The following is a 26,858-nucleotide window of genomic DNA, read 5'->3' as shown; positions in this document are numbered from 1 at the left end:
CTTCGGTCTCAAGGCTACAGCGCGTGTTGCCCGTTCATTCGCACATCAGGATGAACATGGACGACATAGGATGAGAGGGCGTGCCGCTTCGGCAAGCCCATCACATGCCACACGACCTGATAGGCAGCCTCCCAGGCCGCGTCGGAATGCGGGCCATGCATCTCCGCGTCGCCAACGAAATTCACCAGCACAAGCCAGGCTTCGACATCGTGCCGGCGCAGGAAATCGAGATACGCCAAGCGGTTGGCGAGTTGATAAAAATGCTCGGTCCAGCGTGCACGGCGTGAAGCCGCCTTCAGCCGGTCCGCAAGATTCTCGAAAACGGCATCGACCTTGAGACGGGCTGCTTCGCCAATGGCCGTCCCCGGCGAAAACAGTTCGGAGATCTGAGATTTCGCTTCGACAAGCACGACGGCGCCGGAATCGGTCTTTGCAAGCGCGTCCCATTGCGGACCGCGCGCCGGCCAGAAATCCTGCAGCGCATCCGCCAGATGGAGTTGGCCGAGCAGGCCGAGGCAGGCCTCGTCCCGGTATTCGGCATAGGAGTCGGCCGCAAGCGGCGAATACCAGCGCAGCTCGCTTCCGCCGGCCGCACTGAGGATCGGCGCTTCAAGGGTGTGCCACTTCTCCGCGACCGAACGCTGGATCCATTTGAGACTGCCTCGGCTGCCTGGCGGCTGTTCAATCCTCATGCGGCAGGACAATAGAGCGTCGCCCCGTATGAGACCAGTCACCCTCTGTCGTGTGTTTCTCGGTGTTCCGCTGGAACCACATGATCGTTGCGTTCCGCACTGTCAGAGAATTGACCAGCAGCGTCCGCGCCGCCTAATCCTGGATCAACTTGCGGCGGAGGTGATTCGGCTATGGCCACGCGATCGGACAAGCGGTCGTCCTTCGGCAGACCCAACCGCCGCCAATTTGCATTCGGTGCCACCGCCTTGGCGTTTCTGCCGGCTGTCGCGCGCGCGGTCGAAGTCGAAGACGTTGCCGACCTGAAGCCCGGCGATTTCACCTGGCATCCGGACAGGTCGCCAATCGGGCCGGTCGCGATTGTCGTATCGATCCCGAACCAGATGCTGTTCGTCTATCGCAACGGCATCCGCATCGGCGTCTCGACCTGCTCCACCGGCAAGGCCGGCCATGACACGCCGACCGGTGTCTTCACCATCCTGCAGAAAGACCGCACGCATCATTCGAGCCTCTACAACGAGGCCTCGATGCCGAATACCGAGCGGCTGACGTGGTCGGGCGTGGCGCTGCATGCTGGCGGCCTGCCGGGCTATCCGTCGTCGCATGGCTGCGTTCACCTGCCGCTAGCCTTCTCGTCCCTTCTCTTCGGCGTCACCACGCTGGGTACGCCGGTGATCATTGCCGGAGCCCATGATGAGCCGGTGGATGTCGGGCGCGACGGCCTGGTGCTGGCCGATATCGTCGCTGAGGAAGCCCGGACAGCGGTTGCAGCCGCCGAGCCTCATGGTTCTTCTGCCGCCGCGCCCGAGCAGGCCGTTTCGATCATCGTCTCCAGCGCCGACAAACGCATCTTGGTGCTCGTCAACGGCGTCACGGTCGCTGACGGGCCGGCGCATTTCGATTTTCCCACCAAGCCGCTCGGCTCCTACACCTTCGTGCTCAATCGCTCCGATTCTCCCACTGGGGATCTGCGTTGGCATGCGATCGGCTTCGACCGCGACAGCGCTGCCGCCGCCGACGCTCAGGGCACGCTCTTCCGCATCCATGCCGATCCGAAGGTGACGGCAACCATCCAGTCGCTGATGAAAGCCGGCGACGTTCTTGTGACCACGGACCTGCCGCTTCATCCAGATGCAACCGGCAAGGATCTAGTCGTGATGAATTCCGCGATCAGCTGATCCATCGGCGCAGCAGCCGCAGCGCCGCTTTGTCATCGACCCGCTCTGTCGGTAAGATCGCCGGATGAGGATCGAAACAGACCCCGGCAGCCTGACGGCCGACGCGCTTGCCGCGTTGATCGAATGGTATCAGGCGAACGGAGTCGATACGGCGATCGACGAGGTTGCGATCGATCGTTTCGCCGCGCCGCCGCCCGAACAGGTCTTCGCCCCGGCGCCGGCCCCTGCATTCGAATCACCGACAGCCGACGCGGCGGCGTTCTCGGCCCGGGCGCCGTCCGCCGGCCCGACCTTCGCCCCAGCCCCGCCACGTGCACCCGAGACGCCAGACCTCGACATCGAGGCGGCACGGATCGCCGCGGCCTCAGCTGAGACGCTCGATCAGTTGCGCGAAACGCTCGGCCGCTTCGAAGGATGCTCCCTTCGCCTCACCGCCCGTTCGCTTGTGTTCGCCGACGGAAATCCGGCTGCCCGGATCATGCTGGTCGGCGAAGCGCCCGGCCGTGAGGAGGACCTCCAGGGTGTGCCCTTCGTCGGTCGGTCGGGCCAGCTGCTCGACCGGATGCTCGCCGCCATCGGCCTGGATCGAGAGCAGGTCTATATCGCCAATGTCGTGCCCTGGCGCCCGCCCGGCAACCGGACGCCGACGCCCGAGGAGACCGCGATCTGCCGCCCCTTCGTGCGGCGTCAGATCGCGCTTGTCGACCCGGATTTCCTGATCTGTCTCGGCGGTGCCGCGGCCAAGGAATTGCTCGACACGCGCGAAGGAATATTGCGACTTCGTGGCCAATGGCTCGGTTTCGACACCGGCAAGCGGACGATTCGCGCCATGGCGACGCTTCATCCAGCCTATCTCCTGCGCCAGCCGTTGCAGAAGCGGCTCGTCTGGCGGGATCTTCTGGCTTTGAAGTCGGCACTTGCCAGCGAGACGCGCTGAAAGCTTGGCATATCCGCACGTTGAGCGCTCTGGTGACGAGATGTTCACGATGATGCGCCATGATTTCGACATGGCACCGTTCAACAAGGTGACCGAAGCAATTGCCGCATCGCGGCCATCACGGCAACCTCGATCATCATGGCATCGCAGCTCGTTCCCGTCGCCGCGCTCCTCATGGGATCGGCCCTTCTCCTGGTCGCCGGCGGTCTCCATGGGCTCCTGCTTCCCATCCGGGGTTCGATCGAAGGGTTCACGACAGCCGAGCTCGGCCTGATCGGCACGGGCTGGGCTGTTGGCTTCGTCGCCGGCTGCCTCATCGTCCCGCGCATCGTGCGCCGTGTTGGCCATGTCCGCGCCTATGGCGTCATGGCGTCGATCGCCAGCGTCGTGATCCTGCTGAACCTTCTTTATGTCTCGCCGTTCGCCTGGATCACGCTCAGGGCCTTTTCCGGCTTCTGTTTCGCCGGCGCGGCCATGATCGTCGAAAGCTGGCTCAACGAGCGCGCTACGCGCGAGAATCGCGGCACCATCTTCTCGGTCTACCAGATGGTGAATTTCGCGGCCTCGACGGCCGGCCAGCTCCTGATCACCACGGGATCAACCGAGGGCTACGAGTTCTTCGTGCTCGGCGCGATCTTCTATTCGCTGGCGATCCTGCCCTCGGCGCTGTCGACGGCGCAGACGCCTCGCCCCCTTAAAACGACCAAGCTCGACCTCCGCCGCCTCTTCGTGAATTCGCCTGTGTCGGCGGTCGGCTGCTTCATCATCGGCATGGTGAACGGCGCCTTTGGCACGCTCGGCGCCGTCTATGCGCAGAAGATCGGCCTGCCGACGAGCGCGATCGCGCTGGTGATGAGCGGCGCCGTGCTCGGCGGCGCCCTGACTCAAGTGCCGCTCGGCCGCCTGTCCGACAGGATCGACCGCCGCTACGTGCTGATCGGCGTCTCCTTCGCTGCAATCATCATGAGCGGAACGATCAGCCTCCTTAACCCGAGCAGCGCCTTCGTCGTGATCGCGCTGGTCGCGGGATTTGGCGGCATGGTCTATCCGATGTACGGCCTCGCCGTTGCCCACGCCAACGACTATGCCGCGCCGGACGATTTCGTGAAGATCGCCAGCGGCCTGCTGCTTATGTCGGGCATCGGCACCATGATCGGCCCGATCGTCGCCGCCTTGGCGATGGAGTGGGTCGGCCCGCAGGGCCTGTTCACCTTCTGCGGGCTGATGCATGCCAGCCTCATCGCCTACATCTTCTACCGCCTGAGCCGCAGGCCAGCGGTCGCCGATGTCCCGCGCGACGCATTTCAGTCGATGCCGCCGCTGCGCGACGCGACGCCGGAGACGATCGCCCTCGACCCGCGCGCCTCTGAGGGCAAGCAGGCATCCGCCTGATTTTTCAAGTCGTTACGCGCCGATGCAGATTCGATTTGTTAGGCGGAAAGCGCTGTAGCGGTTCTTCCAGCAGCTTCATCAACGTGCCGGCAAATGGCCCCAAGCTCGCTTCTGACAATCCAGCCATCCATCTGACAATCGCTCAGCGCGCTCTCTCGGCATCTCTGGAGTCCTTGCGTCAAAGATCCGGATCGGCCTCGCGATCGAACAATGTTCCGCGTCTTTTGTTCACACCCCGAAACATACATCCCACCTGGCGGGGGTCGTGCTGTTGTTTTGTGCGTGCCGAATTGCTAAGCCAAAGGATCAACGAGGGGCCGACCGCAAGGTACGAGCCCCCGGCAAAAAGCGCGCTGCACCGGGGAACTTTCGCAGATGGAAATCTTCCTACAGCAATTGATCAATGGGATCACGCTGGGCTCGATCTACGGCCTGATCGCAATCGGCTACACGATGGTGTTCGGCATCATCGGCATGGTGAACTTTGCCCATGGCGACGTCTTCATGGTGTCGGCCTTCATCGCCATGATCTTCTTCCTGTTGTTCACGACCGTTCTCGGGGTCTCCTCGGTGATCATGGCGCTCATCGCTGTGATGATCATCGCCATGGTCCTCACCGGCCTGCTCAATTGGGCGATCGAGCGTGTCGCCTACCGGCCGTTGCGGGGCTCGTTCCGCCTGGCGCCGCTCATCTCGGCGATCGGCATGTCGATCGTGCTGTCGAACTTCATCCAGGTCGCGCAGGGCCCACGCAACAAGCCGCTGCCCCCGGTCCTCTCCGGCACCATCACGCTGATGGAGCGCAACAACTTCGCGGCGACGATTTCCTACAAGCAGATCCTCATTTGGGTGGTCACGGCCGTCCTTCTCGCCGGCTTCTGGTATGTCGTGCAGAAGACGCCGCTCGGCCGCGCCCAGCGCGCTTGTGAGCAGGATCGCAAGATGGCGGCGCTGCTCGGCGTCAATGTCGATCGCACGATCTCCTTGACCTTCGTGATGGGCGCAGCGCTCGCAGCCGTCGCCGGCACGCTTTACCTCACCTATTATGGCGTCGTGAACTTCTCGGACGGCTTCACGCCGGGCGTGAAGGCCTTCACAGCGGCCGTTCTCGGCGGCATCGGCTCTCTGCCCGGCGCTGTGCTCGGCGGGCTTCTGATCGGCCTTATCGAGACGTTCTGGTCGGGCTATTTCTCGATCGACTACAAGGATGTCGCTGCCTTCTCGATCCTCGCCATCGTCCTGATCTTCATGCCGCAGGGCCTGCTCGGCCGACCGGAAGTCGAGAAGGTCTGAGCATGGCAACGGCAAAAACGACGTCCGGCCCCGGCGGTTCGATCGCCGGCGCCGCGCGCGACGCTATTCTTGCGGGTGTCGTCGCCCTCGGCATCTTCGGTCCGCTGGTCGGATTGAAGACCGAGCAGAACATGCAGAACGAGCTCGTCATCACGACCCGCTGGGGGCTGGTGGCGATCATCGTCGGCATCGTGATCGCCGGCCGCTTCCTGCTGACGACGACGATCTGGCCAGCGATGACGCGCAACAAGCTGCGCGACAAGCCGCCGGCGACCGCGGGCGAAGTCGCCTTCCGCGCCCGGCTCGCGCGCTGGTTCGCGCCGACCGGCCTCGTCTTCCTGTTCATCTATCCGGCGCTGATGGTCTACTTCCTGGGCTTCCAGGGCTCGCTGAAGTGGGTCGACAATTTCGGCATCCAGATCCTGATCTATGTGATGCTCGGATGGGGCCTCAACATCGTGGTCGGCCTCGCCGGTTTGCTCGATCTCGGCTATGTCGCCTTCTATGCCGTCGGCGCCTATTCCTATGCGCTGCTGGCAACCCATTTCGGCCTTTCGTTCTGGCTGCTGCTGCCCATGGCCGGCATTCTCGCCGCGATGTGGGGCATCATGTTGGGCTTCCCGGTGCTGCGGCTCAGAGGCGACTATCTCGCCATCGTGACACTCGCCTTTGGCGAGATCATTCGCTTGGTCCTGATCAACTTCCGCGAGCTCACCAACGGTTCGGCCGGCATTTCCTCGATCCCGAAGATCACCTTCTTCGGCATCTATTCGTTCGATGTCTCGGCCCCGAACAATTTTGCCAAGGTCTGGGGCCTCGCGATGTCGAGCGCCTATTACAAGATTTTCCTCTATTACCTCATCCTGCTTCTCGCGCTGTTGACGGCCTTTGTCACGCTGCGGCTGCGCAAGCTGCCGGTCGGCCGCGCCTGGGAGGCCCTGCGCGAGGACGAGATCGCCTGCCGCTCGCTCGGCATCAACACCACCAACACAAAGCTGACCGCTTTCGCGCTCGGCGCAATGTTTGGCGGCTTCGCCGGCTCGTTCTTCGCCGCGCGCCAGGGCTTTGTCAGCCCCGAGAGCTTCACCTTCATGGAATCCGCCGTCATCGTCGCCATCGTGGTGCTCGGCGGCATGGGCTCGATGATCGGCGTCGCGCTGGCCGCCGTCGCGATGATCGGCGGCACCGAACTGCTGCGCGAACTTGATTTCCTGAAAGCCGTCTTCGGCGAGGGCTTCGATCCCGATCAGTTCCGCATGCTCATCTTCGGTCTGGCGATGGTGCTGGTCATGATCTGGAAGCCGCGTGGATTTGTCTCGGCCCGCGAGCCGACCGTCTTCCTCACGGAGCGAAAATCGATCTCGAGCTCGCTCGTCAAGGAGGGCCACGGGTGATGTCGTCCGTCCTCTCAAGCGAACAGACGCCGCGCCCATGGACCGCCGATCCGGTGCTCACGGTCGAGCATGTCCAGATGCGCTTCGGCGGCCTCGTCGCTGTCAACGACCTCTCGTTCGAGGTCGGCCGCGGCGACATCACGGCGCTGATCGGGCCGAACGGCGCCGGCAAGACCACAGTGTTCAACTGCATCACGGGCTTCTACAAGCCGACGCAGGGCATGCTCCTGCTGAAGCACGCTGCGGGCGACACATTCCTGCTCGAGCGGATGCCTGACTTCCGTATCTCGGCCAAAGCGAAGGTCGCGCGGACGTTCCAGAATATTCGCCTGTTCTCGGGCATGACCCTGCTGGAAAACCTCCTGGTCGCCCAGCATAACCGCCTCATGCTCGCCTCGGGCATGACGATCCTCGGCGTCCTCGGCATGCCTTCCTACAAGCGCGCCGAGAAGGAATCGATCGAGACGGCGAAGTTCTGGCTCGACAAGACGGGGCTCACTGCCCGCGCCGATGACCCGGCCGGCGACCTCCCCTATGGCGCCCAGCGCCGCCTAGAGATCGCCCGTGCGATGTGCACGGGTCCGGAACTGCTCTGCCTCGACGAGCCGGCCGCGGGCCTTAACCCGCGCGAATCCGCCGAACTCAACACGTTGCTGCTCGACATCCGACAGATGGGGAAAACGTCGATCCTGCTGATCGAACACGACATGTCCGTCGTGATGGAAATTTCCGACCATGTCGTCGTGCTCGAATATGGCGTGAAGATCTCGGACGGCACGCCTTCCGAAGTCCGCAACGATCCGCGCGTCATCGCCGCCTATCTTGGCGTCGACGACGAGGAGGTCGAGAAGGTCGAGGAGCAGCTGGACGAACTGACTGAAGGAGCGACGCCATGACCGTCACGACGGCCACGCCGATGCTCCAGGTCCGCGGCGCCAAGACCTACTACGGCAAGATCATTGCGCTGAAGGGCGTCGATATCGACGTCAACAAGGGTGAGATCGTCACACTGATCGGCGCCAACGGCGCCGGCAAGTCCACGCTGATGATGACCATCTGCGGCAACCCGCGCGCACGCGAAGGTCAGATCCTCTTCGAGGGCCGCGACATCACGCAGCTGCCGACGCATGAAATCGCGCGACTGCGAATCGCCCAGTCGCCCGAGGGTCGCCGCATCTTTCCGCGCATGACGGTCCTGGAGAATCTCCAGATGGGCGCGGCGCTCGACAATCTCGCTTATTTCGACCAGGACGTGGAGCGCATGTTCACGCTGTTCCCGCGCCTCAAGGAACGTATCGGACAGCGCGGCGGCACGCTTTCCGGCGGCGAACAACAGATGCTGGCGATCGCGCGTGCGCTGATGGCGCGGCCGAAGCTTCTGATGCTCGACGAGCCTTCGCTCGGCCTGGCGCCGCTGATCGTCAAGCAGATATTCGATGCCATCGGCGAATTGAACCGCTCCGAAGGGCTGACGGTCTTCCTTGTCGAGCAGAACGCCTACCACGCGCTGCGGCTCGCGCATCGCGGCTACGTCCTCGTCAACGGCTCCGTCACGATGTCGGGCCCAGGCCGCGAACTGCTCGAAAAGCCTGAAATCCGAGCGGCGTATCTCGAGGGGGGCGCGCATTGACCGCCCCGTTCCGCTCTCGCCCGGCTGCGGCCTGCCTTCCCCTCCCGCCGACCGCCGGCGCGGACAGATTGCCGGAGTGACGACGATGCAGGGCCTCCTCTTCGAAGAAAAGTCCATCTTCGTCTTCATCTTCGTCACGCTGATCCTCGGCGGCGCGGGTGCCTGGATGACCGGACGCGCTTGCGCCCTCACCTGGCGGCGCTTCCTGCCTGTGGTCGTCTATCTGCTCATTCTCTCGTTCGGCGTGCGCTTTATTCATTTTGCGCTTTTCGGCGGCACACTGCTCTCGGTCCACTACTGGCTGATCGACTTCGTAATTCTTCTTGCCATCGGAACCATCGCCTATCGCTATACTTTGGCCAATCAGATGGTTTCTCAATATTATTGGCTATACGAAAAATCCGGCGCCTTCTCATGGCGCGCGAAATAGCCTTTGGCGGCAGGATAAGCTTTTGCGAAAGCAACGACTTACTGCTGACATAGGATCCAGAATCCGGGTGACAGGACCCGCAAAATCGGCAAGATGCCTGATCAAGGCGCGTTCAACATCCGCCGAAAACGCTCCAGAGCGAACTTCCAGTAACAACGGGAGACATCAATGAAGAAGTCCCTCATGTCCGGTCTCGTGCTTGCAGCGAGCCTGGCATTTGCCGGCGCCGCCCATGCCGACATCAAGATCGGCGTCGCCGGTCCTCTGACCGGTGCCAATGCGGCTTTCGGCGCTCAGCTCCAGAAGGGTGCAGAGCAGGCCGTCGCCGATATCAATGCGAAGGGTGGCGTGCTCGGCCAGAAGCTGGTCGTCGAACTCGGCGACGACGTTTCGGACGCCAAGCAGGGCGTCTCGGTCGCCAACAAGTTCGTCGGCGATGGCGTGACATTCGTTATCGGCCACTTCAATTCGAGCGTGTCGATTCCGGCGTCCGAAGTCTATGCCGAGAACGGCATCCTTCAGATCACCCCGGCCTCGACCAACCCGACCTTCACCGAGCGCGGCCTGTGGAACACGTTCCGCACCTGCGGTCGCGATGATCAGCAGGGCGCGGTTGCCGGCAAGTACATTGCCGAGAACCTCAAGGGCAAGCCGGTCGCGATCATCCACGACAAGACGACCTACGGCCAGGGCCTCGCGGACGAGACCAAGAAGGCCCTCAATGCCGCCGGCGTGACGGAAGTCATGTATGAAGGCGTCAATGTCGGCGACAAGGACTTCTCGGCACTGATCTCCAAGATGAAGGCGGCTGGCGTCGAAATCATCTATTGGGGCGGCCTGCACACCGAAGGCGGCCTGATCGTCCGCCAGTCGGCTGAGCAGGGCCTGAAGGCGACCCTCTTCTCCGGTGACGGCATCGTGTCGAACGAGTTCGCTTCGATCGCCGGTCCGGCAGCCGAGGGCACCCTCAACACGTTCTCGCCCGATCCGCGCAAGAACCCGATGGCGACCGCCGCCGTGGAGGAATTCCGCGCCGCCGGCTTCGAGCCCGAGGCCTATACGCTCTACGCCTACGCGTCCGTCCAGGTCATCGTCGATGCGATCACCAAGGCCGGCACGGCCGACCCGCAGAAGGTCGCCGAGACGCTGAAGTCCGGTGGACCGTTCGAAACCGTGATCGGCCCGCTCTCCTTCGACGCGAAGGGCGACCGCACGACCGCCGACTATGTCATGTGGATCTGGAAGAAGGGCGACGACGGCAAGATCACCAACGTGCCGCTCTAGGCTCTCGACTTTCGATGCATCAGCGCCGGTCCCAATTGGGGCCGGCGTTTTCATTTCCGCCTGGCCCGTGCATGATCGGCCATCATCGATGGACATGAGCATGAGACGGTTTCTTCTCCTCGCACTCTGCACCACCGCATTTGCCGGGGTTGCGCTGGCCGATATCCGCATCGCAGTCATCGCGCCACTGTCGGGCCCGTACCAGACGCTTGGCCAGGAAATCAAATCGGGTGCCGCGCGCGCCGTCGCGGAATTGAACGCCGCCGGCGGCATTGATGGCCAGACGGTCCGGCTCGATGTGTCCGATGACATCTGCCGCGCCGATACAGCGGCAACCGCGGCTGCCAAGGCTGCCGCGCGCGGCGACGTCTTCGTGGTTGGTCATGTGTGCGCCGCCGAGGGCGATGCCGCTGCCGCCGTCTATGCCGATAAGGGCATCCTCGCAATCAGCCCGGCCATTACGGCGAACGACTTCACCGACCATCGTCCCGGCCCATCAATCCTCCGACTCGCCGCCCGCGACGACGCGCAGGGGACGGCCGCCGGTGCCTTCCTGGCGAAAGCCTATGGCAAGAAGCGGATCGCGGTTGTCAGTGACGGCTCACCCTATGGCAAGGCATTGGCCGAGGCCGTAGTGGCCGGGTTGAACGCCGCCGGCGTCAAGGAAGCGCGCAGTGATAGTTTCGAGCCCGGCGCAAAGGACTATGCCGGTCTTGTCGATGTCATGATCGACGACGATATCGGCGTGCTCTATGTCGCCGGCTATGACGGCGATGCGGCGCTGATCGCCGCGGCTTTGAAGGCCCGTCGCTCGGACATCGTGCTGATGGGCGGCGATGCGCTCGCGACCAGCGAGTTCGGCAATGTCGCAGGCCCTGCCGCCATGGGCACGCTGATGACCTTCTACACCGACTGGCGCAGCCAAAAGCCTGCCGAAGCCGTCGCTGCGGCGTTCCGGGCTGACGACGTCGAGCCGCGCGGTTTCGTCTTGCCGGCCTATGCCGCCGTGCAGCTCTTTGCAGCCGCGCGCAAGGCGACGCATTCCGCCAAGGGCGGCGAACTCGCAGCATGGCTTGGCAAGAACACAGTCGACACCGTGCTCGGCCCCGTGGCCTTCGATGCCAAGGGCGATACGAAGCTGCCGGGCTTCGGGATCTACCGCTGGGGCGCCGAGACTTTCGAGCCGCTGCCGGGCTCCTGAACCTCAGCGACCGAAGCGGAGCGCGCTGAACGGCGCCGGATCGACGAAGGGCATCTCGCGGGTGATCTGTTCGGCGAGCAGGCGGCCGGTCGCGGGACCGAGTGTGAAGCCGAGGTGACCGTGGCCGAAATCCAGCCACAGGCCCGGATGCTTCGGCGCCGGCCCGACGATCGGCCTCGAATCCGGGAAGCATGGCCGGGCACCCATCCATGGCTCGCGTTCAATGGCATCGCCGAGCGGAAAGAGCGCCCGCGCCTGCGGCATGATCCGCTCGATCTGGATCGGCGTCGGCGGCGCATCCCGTTCGTCGAACTCGATGCCCGAGGTAATGCGATAGCCTTGCCGCATCGGCGTCAGCACATAGCCATGGTCGACGTCGACAACCGGCCGGTCCAGCGCCGCATCGCCGCGTGGCCTGAAATGCTGATGGTAGCCACGCTTGACGGCGAAGGGCAGCCGATAGCCCATCGGTGCAAGGAGATCCATCGACCAGGGCCCCAGCGCCACGACGACGTCAGGCGCTGTGGCGGGGCCGCTGGCGCGGTCGACGACCCAGAGATCATTCTCCCGGCGCAGCGATTGTGCGTCGCCCTGGGCAAACGCCCCGCCCATCAGCTCGAACAGCCGCGCATGCGCTTTGGTGACGCCGCCCGGGCTGGAGACAGAAACCGACTCGGGCCACAAGACGGCGCGGGCGAAGACGGGCGACAGATCGGGCTCGAGATCGACAATCTCATGGTTGCTGAGCACCTGGTAGCGGACGCCGAAATGATCGGCGAGGGCCAGGTGCGCTTTAGTCCCGGCTTCGAAGCTTGCGATGCTGCGATAGCCCTTCAGCCACCCCGTACCGCGGAAGAACTCGACGGCGCGGCTTTTTCCGGCGAGCGAGCCATGCTCGGCTGCCGCATGCGAGAGAATCGGGTTCATCGCCTCGGCATAGGCGTCGATGCCCCGTTGCCCCGTCGCCTTGCGCAGCTTCAGCAGCCAGGGCGCAAGGCGCGGCAGGAAGCGGCGGTTGTAGTTGAGCCGCGCCTCTTCGTTGCGAGCGATGCGGTAGAGTTCGCCGAGACCGCGAGGAAAGACGATCGGATAGAAGCCTTCGCGCTCGATGACCCCTGCATTGCCATAGGAGGTCGCCTCCCCCGGCAGGCCCTTGTCGAGCAGCAGGACGCTGCGATTGCGGCGCAGGAGATGAATGGCGGCGGACACGCCGACGATGCCGGCGCCGAGCACGATCGCATCATATTTGTCCATCAACAGTCCCTGATCACCAAACGGCCACCACACCGGCCCCAGATCGCCACGCATCCCATCGGACGCACAAGGGGCGATCCAGCTCTTTGCTTTCGCATCGGATGACGCCGAAAACCGGAATCCACTCTTCGGTCCTTTGCTCTAGTCGATCAGCACGGAAATCAGCCGGTCGCTTCTCTGCCGAATATAATCCAAGTCCCTGATATAAATATCAGAATCTCCGACGTTGATATCCTCGACGAACGTGGCGTCGCCGGCATTGGCGCGGGCGTGCATGAAGTCCAGCAGCGCACGCAGGCGCCGCACGATCATGTCTGGCAGCTGGCGACGGTCGTTCTCATCCGCTCCATACGCATCGCAGAAGAGCCGGGCGCGCCGCAGCTGTTCCTCGGTGCCGAACGCGACGCCATCATGCGTGGGATCGGAAAGGGGCGCCCATCGATAGACTGCGTAGGCAAGGTCCCATACGGCTGGAGCCGGGTGGGACGCATCGAAATCAATGATGCCGACGGCAGCTTCTCCAACGGTCGCGACATTGAAGGGCGCGAAGTCGCCGTGGCAGACGATCTCGCAGGGCTCCTGCGGCGGCAGCATCCATCGTTGCTCCTCACCGTCCGATTCGAGGAAGCCACGCGCCGCATCATGGAAGCGCCTCAGCAGCGCGCCGGCCGAAGCGAGCATCGCGAGCGACCCTGTCGCCGGGTCGGCCAAGTCCTCGCAGACCCGGCCCTCGACATAAGTCACGATTTCCTGGCCCCCTTCGAGGGCCAGTGGCATCGGCGCGGCGGAAAAACCGGCGTCGTGCAGATGGCGCAGAAACCGGTGAACCGTTGGCGTCCAGGCCCCGGCGGGGCGCGTGACGCTGTCGCCATCCCGCCAGATCCGGCCGGCCCTTCCGCCCTCGAGTTCCAACACGCCGGATTGCTCCTCTCTCCCCGCTTTCTGCCGACCAGATCTTCGTTGCTAACCGGCGATGCCGTCCAACCGTCGGGCCACGCCAGGAAGGGGAATCAGGTTGCCCACGTTAGGGCGGACTTTGCCTGCCTTGGGGCTGCTGGGCAATTGCTGGGGGCTGCCCGCCCGTGTTACGGCCTATCGCGTCCGAAGCAATCGAGAGGCAAGAGACAGACACCATGGCCCATCCGCCGCTGATTGCTCCTTCCGTGCTGTCGTCCGATTTCTCGCGGCTTGGCGAGGAAATCCGAGCCATCGATGCGGCGGGGGCGGACTGGATCCATCTCGACATCATGGACGGGCATTTCGTGCCCAACATCACGTTCGGGCCCGAAGTGGTGAAGGCCGTGCGCCATGTCACGACCAAGATCTTCGACGTTCACCTGATGATCGCGCCGGCGGATGCCTATCTCGATGCCTTCGCAGCGGCGGGCGCCGACGTGATGACAGTTCACGCCGAGGCCGGTCCGCATCTCCACCGTTCGCTGCAGCATATCCGGGCCCTCGGAAAGAAGGCCGGCGTCGCAATCAATCCGGCGACGCCGGAAAGCGCGCTCGAATATATCCTCGACATCGTCGACGTCGTCCTTGTGATGACGGTCAATCCTGGCTTCGGCGGCCAAAGCTTCATTCCCGCCTCGGTGGAAAAGGTCGCGCGGGTGCGCCGGATGATCGGCGCGCGGCCCGTCCGCATCGAAGTGGATGGCGGCGTCTCGCCCGACACCGCGCCGGCTTTGATCAAGGCCGGTGCCGAGGTGCTGGTCGCGGGCTCGGCCGTCTTCAAGGGCGATGCCTCCGCCTATGCCGCCAATATAGCAGCGATCCGCGGCATGCGGCGCGGTGCCTGACGCGGCAGGGGTTACGCCGGGCGGCGAAATTCGCTAGATCAACGCCGACCGCCAGCCGGCCGCCCCTGACCGTTCGCCAAGGAAGCCACCGCATGATCCCGCGCTACTCCCGCCCCGAAATGACGGAAATCTGGTCGCCGGAGACGCGGTTCCGCATCTGGTTCGAAATCGAGGCACATGCCCTCGATGCGCTGGCGGAGATCGGTACCGTGCCGAAATCCGCCGCCGAGACGGTCTGGGCCAAGGGGAGCGCCGCCACCTTTGATGTACACCGCATCGACGAGATCGAGCGGACAACCAAGCACGACGTCATCGCCTTCCTGACGCATCTGGCCGAGATCGTCGGCGAGGATGCGCGCTTCGTGCATCAGGGCATGACGTCCTCCGACGTGCTAGACACCTGCTTCAACATCCAGCTCGTACGCGCCGCCGACCTTCTGATCGCCGATGTCGACCGCTTGCTGGCGGCGCTGAAGCAACGCGCCTTTGAGCACAAGGACACCGTCACCATCGGCCGCAGCCATGGCATCCATGCCGAGCCGACGACGTTCGGCATCAAGCTTGCCCAGGCCTACGCCGAATTCGAACGGGGCCGTGCCCGTCTCGTCGCCGCGCGCGCCGAAGTGGCGACCTGTGCGATTTCAGGCGCGGTCGGCTCCTTCGCCAATATCGATCCTCGTGTCGAGGAGCATGTCGCCGCCGCGCTCGGGCTCGCGGTCGAGCCCGTATCGACGCAGGTCATCCCACGTGACCGCCACGCGATGTATTTCGCGACCCTCGGCGTCGTGGCATCGTCGATCGAACGGCTGGCGACGGAGATCCGCCACCTGCAGCGCACCGAGGTTCTGGAGGCCGAGGAATATTTCTCGCCCGGCCAGAAGGGCTCGTCGGCGATGCCGCACAAGCGCAATCCCGTGCTGACCGAGAATCTCACCGGGCTGGCGCGCCTTGTGCGCGGCATGGTCGTCCCGGCCATGGAGAATGTCGCGCTCTGGCACGAGCGGGATATCTCGCATTCCTCGGTCGAGCGGATGATCGGTCCCGACGCGACCGTGACGCTTGATTTCGCCTTGAATCGCCTCGCCGGCGTAATCGAGAAGCTGCTGGTCTATCCGGACAACATGCAGAAGAATCTCGACAGGCTCGGCGGCCTCGTTCATTCGCAGCGCGTGTTGCTGGCCTTGACCCAGAAGGGCGTCTCCCGCGAGGACGCCTACAGCCTCGTCCAGCGCAATGCCATGAAGGTCTGGGAACAAGGTGCCGACTTCCTGACCGAACTGAAAGCAGACACGGGCGTCACTGCTGTGCTGTCCGATGCGGAGCTCGAGGAGAAATTCGACCTCGGCTACCACACGCGGCATGTCGACACGATCTTCCGTCGCGTCTTCGGCGAAACCGCCGCCTGAACGGGATAGATGACGGCAGGGCCGGACTTGCCTATTGAGGAGCGGTCCCTTTCGTCATCCCGAACCTGGATTCCGCATGGCCTCCTCCTTTGACATTCCCCTGAAGCGTATCGATGGCAGCGAAACGACGCTCGCTGACTATGCCGATAAGGTGCTGCTGGTCGTCAACGTCGCCTCAAAATGCGGGCTGACGCCGCAATATGACGGTCTCGAAGCGCTCTATGCCAAATACAAGGATCGCGGCCTCGTCGTCGTCGGCTTCCCGGCCAACAATTTCGCCGGGCAAGAGCCGGGCTCTAACGAGGAGATCGCCGATTTCTGCCGTTCGACCTATGGCGTCGATTTCCCGATGTTCGCCAAGATCTCGGTCAAGGGCGAGGACCGCCATCCACTCTATGACTGGCTCGCTGGCGATGAGGACATCACCTGGAACTTCGAGAAGTTCCTGATCGGCCGCGATGGCGCGATCGCCGCGCGCTTCAGCCCGAAGACAGTCCCGGACGATCCGGCTGTCGTCGCCGCAATCGAGACCGCCCTCGCCGTCGCCTAGTCTAGGCGATGCAGCAGTCGAGGCCGGGACGTGCCCGGCCTCGCGTCATTGAAGGCCGTTTCCTCAGCTCTCTCTGCCGTAGAGAACCCCCGAGCGGAACAGCAGCCCGGCCAGTGCGGCGCCAAGGAAGGGCGCGATGATGAACAGCCAGAGCTGCGCGACCGCCTGGCCGCCAACGAATAGCGCCGGCCCGATGCTGCGCGCCGGATTGACCGACACACCGGTGACGTTGATGCCGACAATGTGGATCATGACCAGCGTCAGGCCGATGGCGAGGCCGGCGAAGTGGTTGAGCGCGATCTTGTGCGTCACGCCGAGGATCACGACCAGGAAGATGAAGGTCGCGACGGTCTCGAACAGAAACGCCGACACGGTGTTGTATTCGCCGAGATAGCCGGCACCCCAGCCATTAGTGCCCATGCCGCCTTCCCAGCCCGATGCCTTGCCCTTCATGATCAGGAAGAGCACGAGCGCACCGACAATCGCGCCCGCGAGCTGCGCGACCACATAGGAGACGAAATCGCCGACGGACATGCGGCCGGCAATAAGCGCGCCAAGGCTAACAGCAGGATTGACGTGACAACCGGAGACCGGACCGATCGCATATGCCATGGCAACGATGGCAAGGCCGAAGGCGAAGGCGATGCCGAGAACCCCGACCGTGGTGGCCCCAACTTGCGGACCCGCGATCACCGCCGAGCCGCAGCCAAACAAGACGAGCGTAAAAGTGCCGATGAATTCGGCGATAGGCTTTCTCATGATTTCCCCCCGGACGGCGCAAGTCGCCGCCGGATAAGAAATACGTCTCGCCCGCCGAAAGTGCAAAAGTGAACAGAGGGCCGCTTCGGACGGCCTCGTCAGTCGCGCCGTGCGTCCGCCAGCATGGCCGCCGCGCCGAGCGCAAAATAGGCAGCATCGACGCCGAGCGCGATGAAATCATAGCCGAGCGCGCGATAGAGCCGCGCCTGGGCACCGTTCAGCGCGAAGATACCGACCCGCTTGCCGGCTGCGTGTGCGCGGGCGCGAATCGCTGAGGCAGCGTCCTGGTTGTCGATCCGCATTGGGTCGACATTGGCGCCGTTGGAGAGCGCAATCGAGAGATCAGACGGTCCGATGAACACGGCATCAAGGCCGGGAACTTCGAGGATCGCGTCGAGCGCTGCCATAGCGGCGAGCGTCTCGATCATGGCGAAAGCCAGCGTCGTCTGGTTGGCATTCGCCAGATAGGCTGCGGGATCGATGCCCTGAAGCTGGATGGCGCGCGTGGGACCCCAGCTTCGCTGGCCGACCGGCGGGTATTTGGTGGCAGCGACCAGTGCCTCGGCGTCCGCGACCGAATTGATCATTGGCGCGATCACAGCTGATGCGCCCATGTCCAGCGCGCGGCTCGCCATCGCGAAATCGCCGACCGGCACACGCACGATGGTCGGCTGCCCAGCAAGTGTCACGGCGGCGACCCCTCGCATGACGCTGACCGGATCATGCAATCCATGCTGCATGTCGAGGGTCACGGCATCGAAGCCGGCCCTGGCCGCGCTTTCCGCAATAAGCGGATCCGGCATCGAAATCCAGGCCGAGAGCGCAGGCGTTGCGTCCGCCAAACGCGCGGCGAGCGAGACGAACGTCATGTCAGCGCCCTCGCGCGTCGGGGAAACTCAGCCCTCGGTCCTGACGTCCTCGATCGCCTTGGCAAGCAGCTCGTCCATCGTACGGCGGATCTGGTGGTCCGACTGGGCGATGCCGGCAGCATCGAGGTCCTGGCGGACCTTGCGGAAGACATCTTCATCGCCGGCCTCTTCGAAGTCCGCAGCGACCACTTCACTCGCATAGGTCTCCGCTTCGGCGCCGGCCTTCCCCATCAGCGCCGCGGCCCAGAGGCCGAGCTGCTTGTTGCGGCGAGAAGTGGCCTTGAAGCGAAGGGCTTCATCATGGGCGAACCTGTTCTCGAAGGCGTCCTTGCGCTGGTCGAACGTCGTCATCGGGCTCTCCGCTGAATTCAGATGAACTGACGGCAGGCCGCTTGGCGAGCCGCAGGCTAGGTGGCCCCTTGCATATAGTGACGAATACCCCAAATCAACGCCAACGCAGCACGGAGATGGCCACCTTAGGGCGTCCTCGCTCCAAATCGCCGCAAGAGTGGCTCATTGTTAATTCGGGAGCGATCGGGTAGGTTCACGCCGCGCGGACGACCCTGATCGGGTTCGGCCGGCTGAACTTTCGCCGCGGCGAATCCCTGTATATTGGAACCCCGGCCTAATGGATTTCCTCAAACCACGGTATGTGCCCATGAACCGCCGTCGGCGCATCTATGAGGGCAAGGGCAAGATCCTTTTCGAAGGACCTGAGCCCGGCACGCTGATACAATTCTTCAAAGACGACGCCACTGCTTTTAACAAGAAAAAGCATGAGGTTGTTGACGGGAAGGGCGTGCTTAACAACCGCATTTCCGAACATATCTTCACTCATCTGAACAAGATGGGCATTCCGACTCACTTCATCCGCCGGCTCAACATGCGTGAGCAGCTGATTCGTGAAGTCGAGATCATCCCGCTCGAGATCGTCGTGCGAAACGTCGCCGCCGGTTCGCTGGCGAAGCGCCTGGGTCTCGAAGAGGGCACGGTTCTGCCGCGCTCGATCATCGAGTTCTACTACAAGGCCGATGCGCTCGATGATCCGATGGTGTCGGAAGAACACATCACCGCTTTCGGCTGGGCGACGCCGCAGGAAATCGACGACATCATGGCGCTGGCCATTCGTGTCAACGACTTCCTTTCCGGCCTCTTCCTCGGCGCCGGAATCCAGCTGGTCGATTTCAAGATCGAATGCGGCCGGCTCTGGGAAGGCGACATGATGCGTATCGTCGTCGCCGACGAGATCTCGCCCGATAGCTGCCGGCTGTGGGACGTCGCGACCCAGAACAAGCTCGACAAGGATCGATTCCGCCGTGACATGGGCGGGCTCGTCGAGGCCTATCAGGAAGTCGCGCGCCGCCTTGGCATCCTGATCGAGCCCGACCGCCCCGTCGGCGGCGGTCCCGTGCTCGTCCAGTAAGCAATAACGATTGCGGCCGCCCTCACGGGCGGCCGTTTCCGTTTCGCCCCTCGGGGGCGCATCTTCCACTGCAATCGCGTCTACCGGAGCATCCATGAAGGCCCGCGTCACCGTCACCTTGAAGAACGGCGTCCTCGATCCGCAGGGGAAGGCCATTGAAGGCGCGCTCGGCTCGCTCGGCTTCGCCGGCATCGGCGGCGTCCGCCAAGGCAAGGTGTTCGACATCGAGATCGCCGGAACCGACACCGAAAAGGCCAAGGCCGAGGTCGAAGCCATGGCCGCCAAGCTGCTGGCCAACACGGTCATCGAGAATTACCGCGTCGAGATCGTGGGCTGAGCGACATGAAATCCGCCGTCGTCGTCTTCCCTGGTTCCAATCGCGAGCGCGACATGATCGCGGCGCTCGAAAAGATCAGCGGCCATCGTCCAGCCGTCATCTGGCACGGCGATCATGACCTGCCGAAGGTCGATCTCATCGTGATCCCCGGCGGCTTCTCCTATGGCGACTATCTCCGCTCCGGCGCGATCGCTGCGCGTGAGCCGATCATGGATGGGATTCGCCGCGAGGCGGAGCGTGGCGTTGCGGTTCTCGGGGTCTGCAACGGCTTCCAGATCCTCTGTGAGGCGGGGCTGCTGCCGGGCGTGCTGATGCGCAATGCCGGCCTTCGGTTCATCTGCAAGGAAGTCGAGCTGCGCGTTGAGACGACTGCCTCGGCCTTCACAGCGGGCTACTCCAAGGGACAGGTCGTCCGGTCACCGGTCGCCCATGGCGACGGCAACTATCGCGCCGACGACGAAACACTGGCGCGGCTCAAGGGCGAGGACCGCATCGCATTCCGCTATATCAGCAATCCGAACGGCTCGATCGACGATATCGCCGGGATTCTTTCGGAGAAGCGCAACATCCTCGGCATGATGCCGCATCCGGAAAACCTCATCGAGCCGCTGAATGGCGGGCTGGACGGGCGGCCGTTGTTTGAGAGCGCACTGAGGGCGGTGGCCTGAGCTAGTCCTTCACAGGATAGTCGGCGAGTTCCGGCCGCATCGCCTCGATGACGAAATCGACCATGGCGTCGGGCGCTTCGAGATAGAATTCGCGATCGGAATAGGCGCCGACATGGGCCGCGACACCGCGTTCGGAGAGCCACCCGGCAAGCAATTCGAGTTCGTCGCGTGGCGTCAGGCTGAGGAACGAGACCTGCGAGCGGGCACGCTCAGGATCATCGTGCGAGGCTGCGACGCGGGAGAATTGCAGGTCGATGTTGGAGCCCGGCTTGCGCAGCCAGATCGCCCGCTCGGTCCGGCGCAGTTCGATGAAGCCCAGACGCTCCTTGAAGAGCGCGACGATGATCTCGAAATGCGCAGCCGCGACACGATTGGCAACGTGATTGAATTCCATGGCCCGCTCCTGTCGCCTCGAATTTGGTGGGAGCTTGGCTGATTCGCGTCGAGACATCAGCTTTTTCGCCGCTGCCATTTACATGCGGGCCGCCGCGCTCTATCCGAACCCCAAATCCCAAGGTCGAGGTCATCCGTGCTTGCCAATGATACGCCGATCACGCCCGAACTCGTCGCGAGCCACGGCCTCAAGCCCGACGAGTACCAGCGCATCCTTGATCTGATCGGCCGCACGCCGACGCTGACGGAGCTCGGCATCTTCTCGGCGATGTGGAACGAGCACTGCTCGTACAAATCCTCCAAGAAATGGCTGCGCACGCTGCCGACGACAGGCCCGCGCGTTATCTGCGGCCCCGGCGAGAATGCCGGCGTGGTCGACATCGATGATGGCGAGGCGATCATCTTCAAGATGGAGAGCCACAACCATCCCTCCTTCATCGAACCCTATCAGGGCGCGGCGACGGGTGTCGGCGGCATCCTGCGCGATGTCTTCACCATGGGCGCGCGTCCTGTTGCGGCGATGAACGCGCTGCGCTTCGGCGCGCCGGAGCATCCGAAGACTCGTCATCTCGTTTCGGGCGTCGTCGCCGGCGTCGGCGGCTATGGCAATTCCTTCGGCGTGCCGACCATCGGTGGCGAAGTCAATTTCCACCCCCGCTACAACGGCAACATCCTCATCAACGCCTTCGCCGCCGGCCTCGCACGGGCCGACAGCATCTTCTACTCGAAGGCCGAGGGCGTCGGCCTGCCGGTCGTCTATCTCGGCTCTAAGACCGGCCGCGACGGTGTCGGCGGCGCCACCATGGCCTCGGCGGAATTCGACGAGACCATCGAGGAGAAGCGCCCAACCGTGCAGGTCGGCGATCCCTTTTCCGAGAAGCTGCTACTCGAAGCCTGCCTCGAACTGATGCAGACCGGTGCCGTCATCGCGATCCAGGACATGGGCGCTGCCGGCCTCACCTGCTCGGCGGTCGAAATGGGCGCCAAGGGCGACCTCGGCATCGAGCTCGACCTCGACAAGGTGCCCTGCCGCGAGGCGGAGATGAGCGCCTACGAGATGATGCTCTCCGAGAGCCAGGAGCGCATGCTGATGGTTCTGCGGCCCGAGCAGGAAGCCGAGGCTGAGGCGATCTTCCGCAAATGGGGGCTCGATTTCGCGATCGTCGGCTACACGACCGACGACCTCCGCTTCCGCATCCTCCGCCACGGCGAGGTGGTCGCCGATCTGCCGATCAAGGATCTCGGCGACGAGGCGCCGGAATATGATCGCCCGTTCACCCGAACCACGCCGCCGGCCGCGATCGCCGCGACGGACATCGCGGAGGCGAATGACTATGGCGCAGCGCTGGTCAAGATCCTTGGCGCGCCCGACATGGCCTCGCGGCGGTGGGTCTGGGAACAGTATGACCACCTGATCCAGGGCAATACGGCGCTGAAGCCGGGCGGCGATGCCGGGGTGATCCGCGTCGAGGGGCACGAGAAGAAGGCCCTCGCCTTCTCGCTCGACGTCACGCCGCGCTATTGCGAGGCTGATCCCTTCGAGGGCGGCAAGCAGGCGATCGCCGAATGCTGGCGCAACCTGACCGCCGTCGGCGCCGAGCCCCTCGCCGCCACCGACAATCTGAATTTCGGCAATCCCGAGAAGCCCGAGATCATGGGTCAACTCGTCGGCGCGATCGAAGGCATCGGCGAGGCCTGCCGCGCGCTCGACTTCCCGATCGTCTCCGGCAATGTCTCGCTCTACAACGAGACGAGCGGCGTCGGCATCCTGCCGACCCCGGCCATCGGCGGCGTCGGTCTCCTGCCCGATCTCAGCGTGATGACGACGATCGCCTTCAAGCAGACCGGCGACGCCGTCCTGCTCATCGGCAAGCCCGGCAGCCATCTCGGCCAGTCAATCTATCTGCGCGAGATCCTCGGTCGCGAGGAAGGCGCCCCGCCGCCGGTCGATCTCGCCGAGGAGCGCAAGGTCGGCGACCTCGTGCGCGGACTGATCCGTTCGGGACAGTTCACCGCCTGCCACGACATCTCGGATGGCGGCCTCGCGGTCGCGCTCGCTGAGATGGCGATGGCCGGCGGTATTGGCGCGACCATCGCCCTCCCCGGCGGTGCGGGGGCACCGCATGGCGCCCTCTTCGGCGAAGACCAGGCCCGCTACGTCGTCACGGCCGATCCGACACGCGCAGATGGCATCCTTGCGGCGGCCGCCGCGGCCGGCGTCGACGCCGCGCTGCTCGGCCATGTCGGCGGCGAGAGCTTGGATGTGGCGGGCCTCGCCACCATATCCATTGCAAAGTTGACCGAGGCGCACGAGAATTGGTTCCCGGCGTTCATGGCGGGCGGCGTTTGATCCGGCCCCGCCTCGGTACGGCGGCGACCTGCGGAGACTGACCATGGCAATGGATGCACGCGACATCGAAAGCCTGATCAAGGCGGCGCTTCCCGACGCGCGGATCGTGATCCGCGATCTCGCCGGCGATGGCGACCACTATGCCGCCGAAGTCGTATCCGAGAGCTTCCGCGGCAAGAACCGGGTGCAGCAGCACCAGATGGTCTATGCCGCACTCAAGGGGAACATGGGTGGCGTCCTGCACGCCCTGGCGCTGCAGACCAGCGCGCCGGAGTAGCGGGCCGTCCCCCGCGACCTATTTGATGGGATCATCGGAGCGGCCTTTGTGCCGTCCGGCCAGACCAGGAAAGCAGACATGTCCGAAATCACCGCCTTCATCGACAATGAAGTTAAGTCCAACGATATCGTCCTGTTCATGAAGGGCACGCCGGCTTTCCCGCAGTGCGGCTTCTCCGGCCAGGTCGTGCAGATCCTCGACTATCTCGGCGTCGACTACAAAGGCATCAACGTGCTGGCCGACGCGGATATCCGCCAGGGCATCAAGGACTATTCTAACTGGCCGACGATCCCGCAGCTCTATGTGAAGGGCGAGTTCGTCGGCGGTTGCGATATCATCCGCGAGATGTTCCAGGCCGGCGAGATCCAGTCCTTCCTGACAGAGAAGGGCATTGTGGTCGCCCAGTCGGCCTGAGCCTTTTCATCACGCGATCAGGAGCGCTGCCGGAACCGTCCGGCGGCGCTCTTTTGCTTATCGTGCCCGAGTTGAGCGTTGATCCGGCCCGCCGCCCGACGATGCCGTTTGCGCGAACGAGATCGGCCACTGATTGCGGCGCAATATTTTTCCTTCTGGATAATAAACGGAACTGACAGCCTGCACGATCGTTGACGCAACGATGCAATGCGTGGCGATGGGTTAAAGCATCGGATGATGGGGCGGGATCATCATCAGACGAATAGCATACCATCGCCTTGATCCACGGAGAGTTACTATGATGAAGCCCATGAAGACGATGATGTCCGCCGGACTTGCTGCGGCCTTGGCAGTGGCAGGCATTGCCGCCGTTCCGGCTGTGGCCCAGGCTGACGGCGTCCGCGCTGACGGCTCCTTCGATGTCGCGCAGAACTATCATCGCGGCAATGGCTGGCAGCGCGGTCCGGGCTGGAACAATGGTCCGCGTCATCCCGGTTGGCGAGGCCCCGGTTATTATCCGCGCCCCGGCTACCGCGGCAACTATTACTACAACAACTATAATTCCGCTCTTGCCGCGGGCGTTTTCGGCCTTGCTGCCGGCGCTATCATCGGCGGTGCTGTCGCGAACAACAATCAGCAGCGCTACGCGAACGATTACATTGCCTATTGCTCGCAGCGCTACCGCTCGTTCAACGCCGCGACCGGCACCTATACCGGCTATGACGGGCGCCAGTATCGCTGCGTCGCCCCCCAATAAAGCCGGATAACTCCGTCGACTTGGCCGCGACCCGCAAGGGCCGCGGCCATTTTATTGGCGAAGATCCAAACCGGCGAAGTCGAACAATTCACGATCCATCAGATGCGATGGGTTGGCGTTACCAAGCGCCTTCAGCATGATGTCCTTGCGCCCAGGCGCCTTGGCTTCCCAATCAGCGAGCATCGCCTTGATCTGGTTGCGCTGCAGCCCTTCCTGCGAGCCGCAGAGATCGCAGGGAATGATGGGAAACTGCATCAGCGAAGAAAAGCGCTCGATATCGTCCTCCGCAGCATAGGCGAGCGGGCGCAGGACGAAGATATCGCCTTCCTCGTTGACCAGTTTCGGCGGCATGGCCGCCAGCTTTCCGCCGTGGAAGAGGTTGAGGAAAAACGTCTCGAGGATGTCCTCGCGATGATGGCCGAGCACGAGGGCCTGGCATCCTTCCTCGCGGGCGACGCGGTAGAGATGGCCGCGCCGCAGCCGCGAGCAAAGCGCGCAATAGGTCCGTCCCGCCGGCACTTTCGAGACCACCACGGAATAGGTGTCCTGCCGCTCGATGCGGTAGGGCACGCCGGCGCCGTCGAGAAAGCGCGGCAGCACGTCGGCCGGAAAGCCCGGCTGAGCCTGATCGAGGTTGCAGGCGAGCAGATCGACTGGCAACAGCCCGCGCCACTTGAGATCAAGCAGCATCGCCAGCATGGCATACGAATCCTTGCCGCCAGAAAGACAGACGAGCCAGCGGTCACCCGGACGGACCATATTGAAATCGTCGAGCGCGGCGCGGGTCTGACGGACCAGCCGCTTACGCAGTTTGGCGAAGGCAACGGATTTCGGCGCGTTGGCGAAAAGCGAATGCGTCCCGGCGAAGTCGTCGTCCAGCTCTTCGGCGGTCGCGTTGTCGATCAGATCGGTCATCGGAACGGCTTTCTCCGGCGCTCGCGCGGGAGACCTCTTTGCCGCGAACACCCCGCGCATGCAAGGCGATTGGCTTTCGGGGCGGGAATCCAGTCCGGCGACTTGTGCAGCGCGGCATTGTCGGCCTATCCTGAACACCTGCGCCGGTGCCCCCTGCCCGGCGTTCAGCCCCATCATTTCCAAGATCGCCACGGAGCCACAGATGTTCATCTGCACAGGCTATGCCGCGCAGTCGGCCGACGCGCCACTCGCCCCCTATACGTTCGAGCGCCGCGATCCCGGTCCGACCGATATCGAAATCGAGATCCTCTATTGCGGCGTCTGCCATTCCGACCTGCACACCAACCGCAACGAATGGCACAACAGCGTCTATCCGACGATCACCGGCCATGAGGTCGTCGGCCGTGTCAGCCGCGTCGGCAGTGCCGTGACGAAGTTCAAGGAGGGTGACCTTGCCGGCGTCGGCTGCCTGGTCGATTCCTGCCGCACCTGTGAGAACTGCGCCGTCGGTCTCGAGCAGTACTGCATTCCCGGCGCTACCGGCACTTACAACAGCCCGGACAAGCACACCGGCAAGATGACCTATGGCGGCTATTCCAAGGCCATCGTGGTCGACGACTACTTCGCGCTCAAGATCCCGACAAACCTGGACCTTGCCGCCGTGGCGCCGCTGCTCTGCGCCGGCATCACGACCTATTCGCCGCTCCGCCACTGGAAGGTCGGACCCGGCCAGACGGTTGGCGTCGTCGGCCTTGGCGGTCTCGGCCACATGGGCGTCAAGTTCGCGCGCGCTTTCGGCGCCCATGTCGTGCTGTTCACGACGTCGGAGAGCAAGCGCGCCGATGGCGAGCGTCTCGGCGCGCATGAGGTCGTCGTGACGCGTGATCCCGATGCCCTGAAGCCGTGGGCCGGCAAGTTCGACTTCATCCTCGACTGCGTCTCTGCCGATCACAATATCAACGCCTATCTGAATCTGTTGCGCCGGGACGGCACCCTCTGCCTCGTCGGCGCGCCGGAAAACCCGCAGCCGATCGCAGCGTTCAGCCTGCTCGGCGGACGGCACAGCTTGGCCGGCTCGGGAATTGGCGGCCTTCCGGAAACGCAGGAGATGCTCGATTTCTGCGCCGAGCACGGTATCACCTCCGATATCGAGATGATCTCGATCGACCAGATCAACACCGCCTATGAGCGGATGTTGAAGAGCGACGTGAAGTATCGCTTCGTCATCGACATGGCGACACTTCCGGCCGCCTGA

At 63.8% G+C, this 26,858-nt stretch carries 28 protein-coding genes and 1 pseudogene; 21 read left to right on the top strand and 8 right to left on the bottom strand.

Going from position 1 to position 26,858, the window contains the following annotated elements; translation table 11 throughout:
* Positions 1-14 precede the first annotated feature (14 nt).
* A complete protein-coding gene (locus BUB39_RS09080) occupies positions 15-692 on the bottom strand; it encodes a hypothetical protein (RefSeq protein ID WP_073052572.1) in 678 nt (225 codons plus the stop codon).
* 246 nt (positions 693-938) lie between these two features.
* On the opposite strand from BUB39_RS09080, the gene BUB39_RS09075 reads away from it, so the two are divergent.
* The 10 genes and pseudogenes from BUB39_RS09075 to BUB39_RS09030 all read left to right on the top strand — a co-directional run bounded on the left by BUB39_RS09075 (position 939) and on the right by BUB39_RS09030 (position 11,429).
* Positions 939-1,868, top strand: a complete 930-nt coding sequence (locus tag BUB39_RS09075) for a L,D-transpeptidase (RefSeq protein ID WP_175561790.1) — start codon at positions 939-941, stop codon at positions 1,866-1,868.
* Between the two features lie 64 nt (positions 1,869-1,932).
* Positions 1,933-2,805 carry a uracil-DNA glycosylase gene (locus tag BUB39_RS09070; RefSeq protein ID WP_073052570.1) on the top strand — a complete coding sequence of 291 codons (873 nt, stop codon included), beginning with the start codon at positions 1,933-1,935 and terminating at the stop codon, positions 2,803-2,805.
* Between the two features lie 138 nt (positions 2,806-2,943).
* Complete coding sequence (locus BUB39_RS09065; protein WP_073052569.1) at positions 2,944-4,197, top strand: MFS transporter; 1,254 nt, start codon at positions 2,944-2,946, stop codon at positions 4,195-4,197.
* A gap of 375 nt (positions 4,198-4,572) precedes the next feature.
* Positions 4,573-5,490: a branched-chain amino acid ABC transporter permease gene (locus BUB39_RS09060; RefSeq protein WP_073052568.1), complete on the top strand. Its 918-nt coding sequence runs from the start codon at positions 4,573-4,575 to the stop codon at positions 5,488-5,490.
* A 2-nt stretch (positions 5,491-5,492) separates the two neighbouring features.
* Positions 5,493-6,884 (top strand): high-affinity branched-chain amino acid ABC transporter permease LivM, encoded by a 1,392-nt coding sequence (gene livM / locus BUB39_RS09055; RefSeq protein ID WP_073052567.1) that lies wholly within the window; start codon positions 5,493-5,495, stop codon positions 6,882-6,884.
* Positions 6,884-7,756: pseudogene (locus BUB39_RS09050) on the top strand (ABC transporter ATP-binding protein); the annotation flags it as partial. The gene livM and the pseudogene BUB39_RS09050, both read left to right, overlap by 1 nt.
* A 20-nt stretch (positions 7,757-7,776) precedes the next feature.
* A complete protein-coding gene (locus BUB39_RS09045; protein ID WP_073052565.1) occupies positions 7,777-8,514 on the top strand; it encodes an ABC transporter ATP-binding protein in 738 nt (245 codons plus the stop codon).
* Positions 8,515-8,599: 85 nt separating this feature from the next.
* Positions 8,600-8,944: a DUF6867 family protein gene (locus tag BUB39_RS09040; RefSeq protein ID WP_073052564.1), complete on the top strand. Its 345-nt coding sequence runs from the start codon at positions 8,600-8,602 to the stop codon at positions 8,942-8,944.
* A gap of 168 nt (positions 8,945-9,112) precedes the next feature.
* On the top strand, positions 9,113-10,228 hold the full coding sequence (locus BUB39_RS09035; protein WP_073052563.1) for a branched-chain amino acid ABC transporter substrate-binding protein: 1,116 nt from the start codon (positions 9,113-9,115) through the stop codon (positions 10,226-10,228).
* Positions 10,229-10,328: 100 nt separating this feature from the next.
* A complete protein-coding gene (locus tag BUB39_RS09030) occupies positions 10,329-11,429 on the top strand; it encodes a branched-chain amino acid ABC transporter substrate-binding protein (RefSeq protein WP_073052900.1) in 1,101 nt (366 codons plus the stop codon).
* 3 nt (positions 11,430-11,432) lie between these two features.
* Here the strand turns inward: BUB39_RS09030 and BUB39_RS09025 are convergent, their stop codons facing one another.
* Positions 11,433-12,683: an NAD(P)/FAD-dependent oxidoreductase gene (locus BUB39_RS09025; RefSeq protein WP_073052899.1), complete on the bottom strand. Its 1,251-nt coding sequence runs from the start codon at positions 12,681-12,683 to the stop codon at positions 11,433-11,435.
* A gap of 141 nt (positions 12,684-12,824) precedes the next feature.
* A complete protein-coding gene (locus BUB39_RS09020) occupies positions 12,825-13,595 on the bottom strand; it encodes a phosphotransferase enzyme family protein (protein ID WP_073052562.1) in 771 nt (256 codons plus the stop codon).
* 221 nt (positions 13,596-13,816) lie between these two features.
* Here BUB39_RS09020 and rpe point away from each other — a divergent pair, with 221 nt between their 5' ends.
* From rpe to BUB39_RS09005, 3 genes are all read left to right on the top strand, one after another.
* Positions 13,817-14,485: a ribulose-phosphate 3-epimerase gene (rpe, locus tag BUB39_RS09015; protein ID WP_073052561.1), complete on the top strand. Its 669-nt coding sequence runs from the start codon at positions 13,817-13,819 to the stop codon at positions 14,483-14,485.
* Positions 14,486-14,577: 92 nt separating this feature from the next.
* Complete coding sequence (gene purB, locus BUB39_RS09010; RefSeq protein WP_073052560.1) at positions 14,578-15,891, top strand: adenylosuccinate lyase; 1,314 nt, start codon at positions 14,578-14,580, stop codon at positions 15,889-15,891.
* Between the two features lie 76 nt (positions 15,892-15,967).
* A complete protein-coding gene (locus BUB39_RS09005) occupies positions 15,968-16,441 on the top strand; it encodes a glutathione peroxidase (RefSeq protein ID WP_073052559.1) in 474 nt (157 codons plus the stop codon).
* Between the two features lie 63 nt (positions 16,442-16,504).
* Here BUB39_RS09005 and BUB39_RS09000 read toward each other — a convergent pair whose 3' ends face one another.
* The 3 genes from BUB39_RS09000 to BUB39_RS08990 all read right to left on the bottom strand — a co-directional run bounded on the left by BUB39_RS09000 (position 16,505) and on the right by BUB39_RS08990 (position 18,420).
* Positions 16,505-17,200: an aquaporin gene (locus BUB39_RS09000; RefSeq protein ID WP_073052558.1), complete on the bottom strand. Its 696-nt coding sequence runs from the start codon at positions 17,198-17,200 to the stop codon at positions 16,505-16,507.
* 98 nt (positions 17,201-17,298) lie between these two features.
* Entirely contained in the window at positions 17,299-18,069 is a 771-nt protein-coding gene (locus BUB39_RS08995; RefSeq protein WP_073052557.1) for an HpcH/HpaI aldolase family protein, read from the bottom strand.
* 27 nt (positions 18,070-18,096) lie between these two features.
* Entirely contained in the window at positions 18,097-18,420 is a 324-nt protein-coding gene (locus BUB39_RS08990) for a DUF1476 domain-containing protein (RefSeq protein WP_073052556.1), read from the bottom strand.
* Between the two features lie 307 nt (positions 18,421-18,727).
* Between BUB39_RS08990 and purC the strand changes: the two genes are divergently transcribed.
* From purC to purQ, 3 genes are all read left to right on the top strand, one after another.
* A complete protein-coding gene (gene purC / locus BUB39_RS08985; protein WP_073052898.1) occupies positions 18,728-19,492 on the top strand; it encodes a phosphoribosylaminoimidazolesuccinocarboxamide synthase in 765 nt (254 codons plus the stop codon).
* A 94-nt stretch (positions 19,493-19,586) separates the two neighbouring features.
* Positions 19,587-19,829, top strand: coding sequence for a phosphoribosylformylglycinamidine synthase subunit PurS (gene purS, locus BUB39_RS08980; RefSeq protein ID WP_073052555.1), 243 nt, complete (start codon positions 19,587-19,589; stop codon positions 19,827-19,829).
* A 5-nt stretch (positions 19,830-19,834) separates the two neighbouring features.
* Complete coding sequence (purQ, locus tag BUB39_RS08975; RefSeq protein WP_073052554.1) at positions 19,835-20,497, top strand: phosphoribosylformylglycinamidine synthase subunit PurQ; 663 nt, start codon at positions 19,835-19,837, stop codon at positions 20,495-20,497.
* A gap of 1 nt (position 20,498) precedes the next feature.
* On the opposite strand, the gene BUB39_RS08970 is transcribed toward purQ, so the two are convergent.
* Positions 20,499-20,891, bottom strand: a complete 393-nt coding sequence (locus tag BUB39_RS08970; RefSeq protein WP_073052553.1) for a VOC family protein — start codon at positions 20,889-20,891, stop codon at positions 20,499-20,501.
* A gap of 135 nt (positions 20,892-21,026) precedes the next feature.
* Here BUB39_RS08970 and purL point away from each other — a divergent pair, with 135 nt between their 5' ends.
* The 4 genes from purL to BUB39_RS08950 all read left to right on the top strand — a co-directional run bounded on the left by purL (position 21,027) and on the right by BUB39_RS08950 (position 24,688).
* Positions 21,027-23,240: a phosphoribosylformylglycinamidine synthase subunit PurL gene (purL, locus tag BUB39_RS08965; protein WP_073052552.1), complete on the top strand. Its 2,214-nt coding sequence runs from the start codon at positions 21,027-21,029 to the stop codon at positions 23,238-23,240.
* Between the two features lie 43 nt (positions 23,241-23,283).
* Positions 23,284-23,517, top strand: coding sequence for a BolA family protein (locus tag BUB39_RS08960; RefSeq protein ID WP_073052551.1), 234 nt, complete (start codon positions 23,284-23,286; stop codon positions 23,515-23,517).
* A gap of 78 nt (positions 23,518-23,595) precedes the next feature.
* A complete protein-coding gene (gene grxD, locus BUB39_RS08955) occupies positions 23,596-23,931 on the top strand; it encodes a Grx4 family monothiol glutaredoxin (RefSeq protein WP_073052550.1) in 336 nt (111 codons plus the stop codon).
* A 298-nt stretch (positions 23,932-24,229) separates the two neighbouring features.
* Positions 24,230-24,688 (top strand): BA14K family protein, encoded by a 459-nt coding sequence (locus BUB39_RS08950; RefSeq protein WP_073052549.1) that lies wholly within the window; start codon positions 24,230-24,232, stop codon positions 24,686-24,688.
* Between the two features lie 51 nt (positions 24,689-24,739).
* Here BUB39_RS08950 and ttcA read toward each other — a convergent pair whose 3' ends face one another.
* On the bottom strand, positions 24,740-25,603 hold the full coding sequence (gene ttcA, locus BUB39_RS08945; RefSeq protein ID WP_073052548.1) for a tRNA 2-thiocytidine(32) synthetase TtcA: 864 nt from the start codon (positions 25,601-25,603) through the stop codon (positions 24,740-24,742).
* A gap of 202 nt (positions 25,604-25,805) precedes the next feature.
* Between ttcA and BUB39_RS08940 the strand changes: the two genes are divergently transcribed.
* Positions 25,806-26,858, top strand: coding sequence for an NAD(P)-dependent alcohol dehydrogenase (locus tag BUB39_RS08940; protein WP_073052547.1), 1,053 nt, complete (start codon positions 25,806-25,808; stop codon positions 26,856-26,858).

The organism is Kaistia soli DSM 19436, assembly GCF_900129325.1.
Classification (GTDB): Bacteria; Pseudomonadota; Alphaproteobacteria; order Rhizobiales; family Kaistiaceae; genus Kaistia; species Kaistia soli.
The sequence above is the reverse complement of the archived record's forward strand: the minus strand, read 5'-3'. Positions and strand labels throughout refer to the sequence as shown.

What these genes read in the sequence shown, in the direction of transcription:
- purB (WP_073052560.1), top strand. Translation starts at nt 14,578, where the DNA reads ATGATCCCGCGCTACTCCCGCCCCGAAATGACGGAAATCTGGTCGCCG.
- BUB39_RS09000 (WP_073052558.1), bottom strand. Translation starts at nt 17,200, where the DNA reads ATGAGAAAGCCTATCGCCGAATTCATCGGCACTTTTACGCTCGTCTTG.
- purS (WP_073052555.1), top strand. Translation starts at nt 19,587, where the DNA reads ATGAAGGCCCGCGTCACCGTCACCTTGAAGAACGGCGTCCTCGATCCG.
- BUB39_RS09005 (WP_073052559.1), top strand. Translation starts at nt 15,968, where the DNA reads ATGGCCTCCTCCTTTGACATTCCCCTGAAGCGTATCGATGGCAGCGAA.
- BUB39_RS09065 (WP_073052569.1), top strand. Translation starts at nt 2,944, where the DNA reads ATGGCATCGCAGCTCGTTCCCGTCGCCGCGCTCCTCATGGGATCGGCC.
- BUB39_RS08960 (WP_073052551.1), top strand. Translation starts at nt 23,284, where the DNA reads ATGGCAATGGATGCACGCGACATCGAAAGCCTGATCAAGGCGGCGCTT.
- BUB39_RS09040 (WP_073052564.1), top strand. Translation starts at nt 8,600, where the DNA reads ATGCAGGGCCTCCTCTTCGAAGAAAAGTCCATCTTCGTCTTCATCTTC.
- BUB39_RS09030 (WP_073052900.1), top strand. Translation starts at nt 10,329, where the DNA reads ATGAGACGGTTTCTTCTCCTCGCACTCTGCACCACCGCATTTGCCGGG.
- livM (WP_073052567.1), top strand. Translation starts at nt 5,493, where the DNA reads ATGGCAACGGCAAAAACGACGTCCGGCCCCGGCGGTTCGATCGCCGGC.
- BUB39_RS09060 (WP_073052568.1), top strand. Translation starts at nt 4,573, where the DNA reads ATGGAAATCTTCCTACAGCAATTGATCAATGGGATCACGCTGGGCTCG.
- BUB39_RS08950 (WP_073052549.1), top strand. Translation starts at nt 24,230, where the DNA reads ATGATGAAGCCCATGAAGACGATGATGTCCGCCGGACTTGCTGCGGCC.
- BUB39_RS08940 (WP_073052547.1), top strand. Translation starts at nt 25,806, where the DNA reads ATGTTCATCTGCACAGGCTATGCCGCGCAGTCGGCCGACGCGCCACTC.
- grxD (WP_073052550.1), top strand. Translation starts at nt 23,596, where the DNA reads ATGTCCGAAATCACCGCCTTCATCGACAATGAAGTTAAGTCCAACGAT.
- rpe (WP_073052561.1), top strand. Translation starts at nt 13,817, where the DNA reads ATGGCCCATCCGCCGCTGATTGCTCCTTCCGTGCTGTCGTCCGATTTC.
- ttcA (WP_073052548.1), bottom strand. Translation starts at nt 25,603, where the DNA reads ATGACCGATCTGATCGACAACGCGACCGCCGAAGAGCTGGACGACGAC.
- BUB39_RS08995 (WP_073052557.1), bottom strand. Translation starts at nt 18,069, where the DNA reads ATGACGTTCGTCTCGCTCGCCGCGCGTTTGGCGGACGCAACGCCTGCG.
- BUB39_RS09035 (WP_073052563.1), top strand. Translation starts at nt 9,113, where the DNA reads ATGAAGAAGTCCCTCATGTCCGGTCTCGTGCTTGCAGCGAGCCTGGCA.
- BUB39_RS09070 (WP_073052570.1), top strand. Translation starts at nt 1,933, where the DNA reads ATGAGGATCGAAACAGACCCCGGCAGCCTGACGGCCGACGCGCTTGCC.
- BUB39_RS09025 (WP_073052899.1), bottom strand. Translation starts at nt 12,683, where the DNA reads ATGGACAAATATGATGCGATCGTGCTCGGCGCCGGCATCGTCGGCGTG.
- BUB39_RS08970 (WP_073052553.1), bottom strand. Translation starts at nt 20,891, where the DNA reads ATGGAATTCAATCACGTTGCCAATCGTGTCGCGGCTGCGCATTTCGAG.
- BUB39_RS09080 (WP_073052572.1), bottom strand. Translation starts at nt 692, where the DNA reads ATGAGGATTGAACAGCCGCCAGGCAGCCGAGGCAGTCTCAAATGGATC.
- purC (WP_073052898.1), top strand. Translation starts at nt 18,728, where the DNA reads ATGAACCGCCGTCGGCGCATCTATGAGGGCAAGGGCAAGATCCTTTTC.
- BUB39_RS09045 (WP_073052565.1), top strand. Translation starts at nt 7,777, where the DNA reads ATGACCGTCACGACGGCCACGCCGATGCTCCAGGTCCGCGGCGCCAAG.
- BUB39_RS08990 (WP_073052556.1), bottom strand. Translation starts at nt 18,420, where the DNA reads ATGACGACGTTCGACCAGCGCAAGGACGCCTTCGAGAACAGGTTCGCC.
- purQ (WP_073052554.1), top strand. Translation starts at nt 19,835, where the DNA reads ATGAAATCCGCCGTCGTCGTCTTCCCTGGTTCCAATCGCGAGCGCGAC.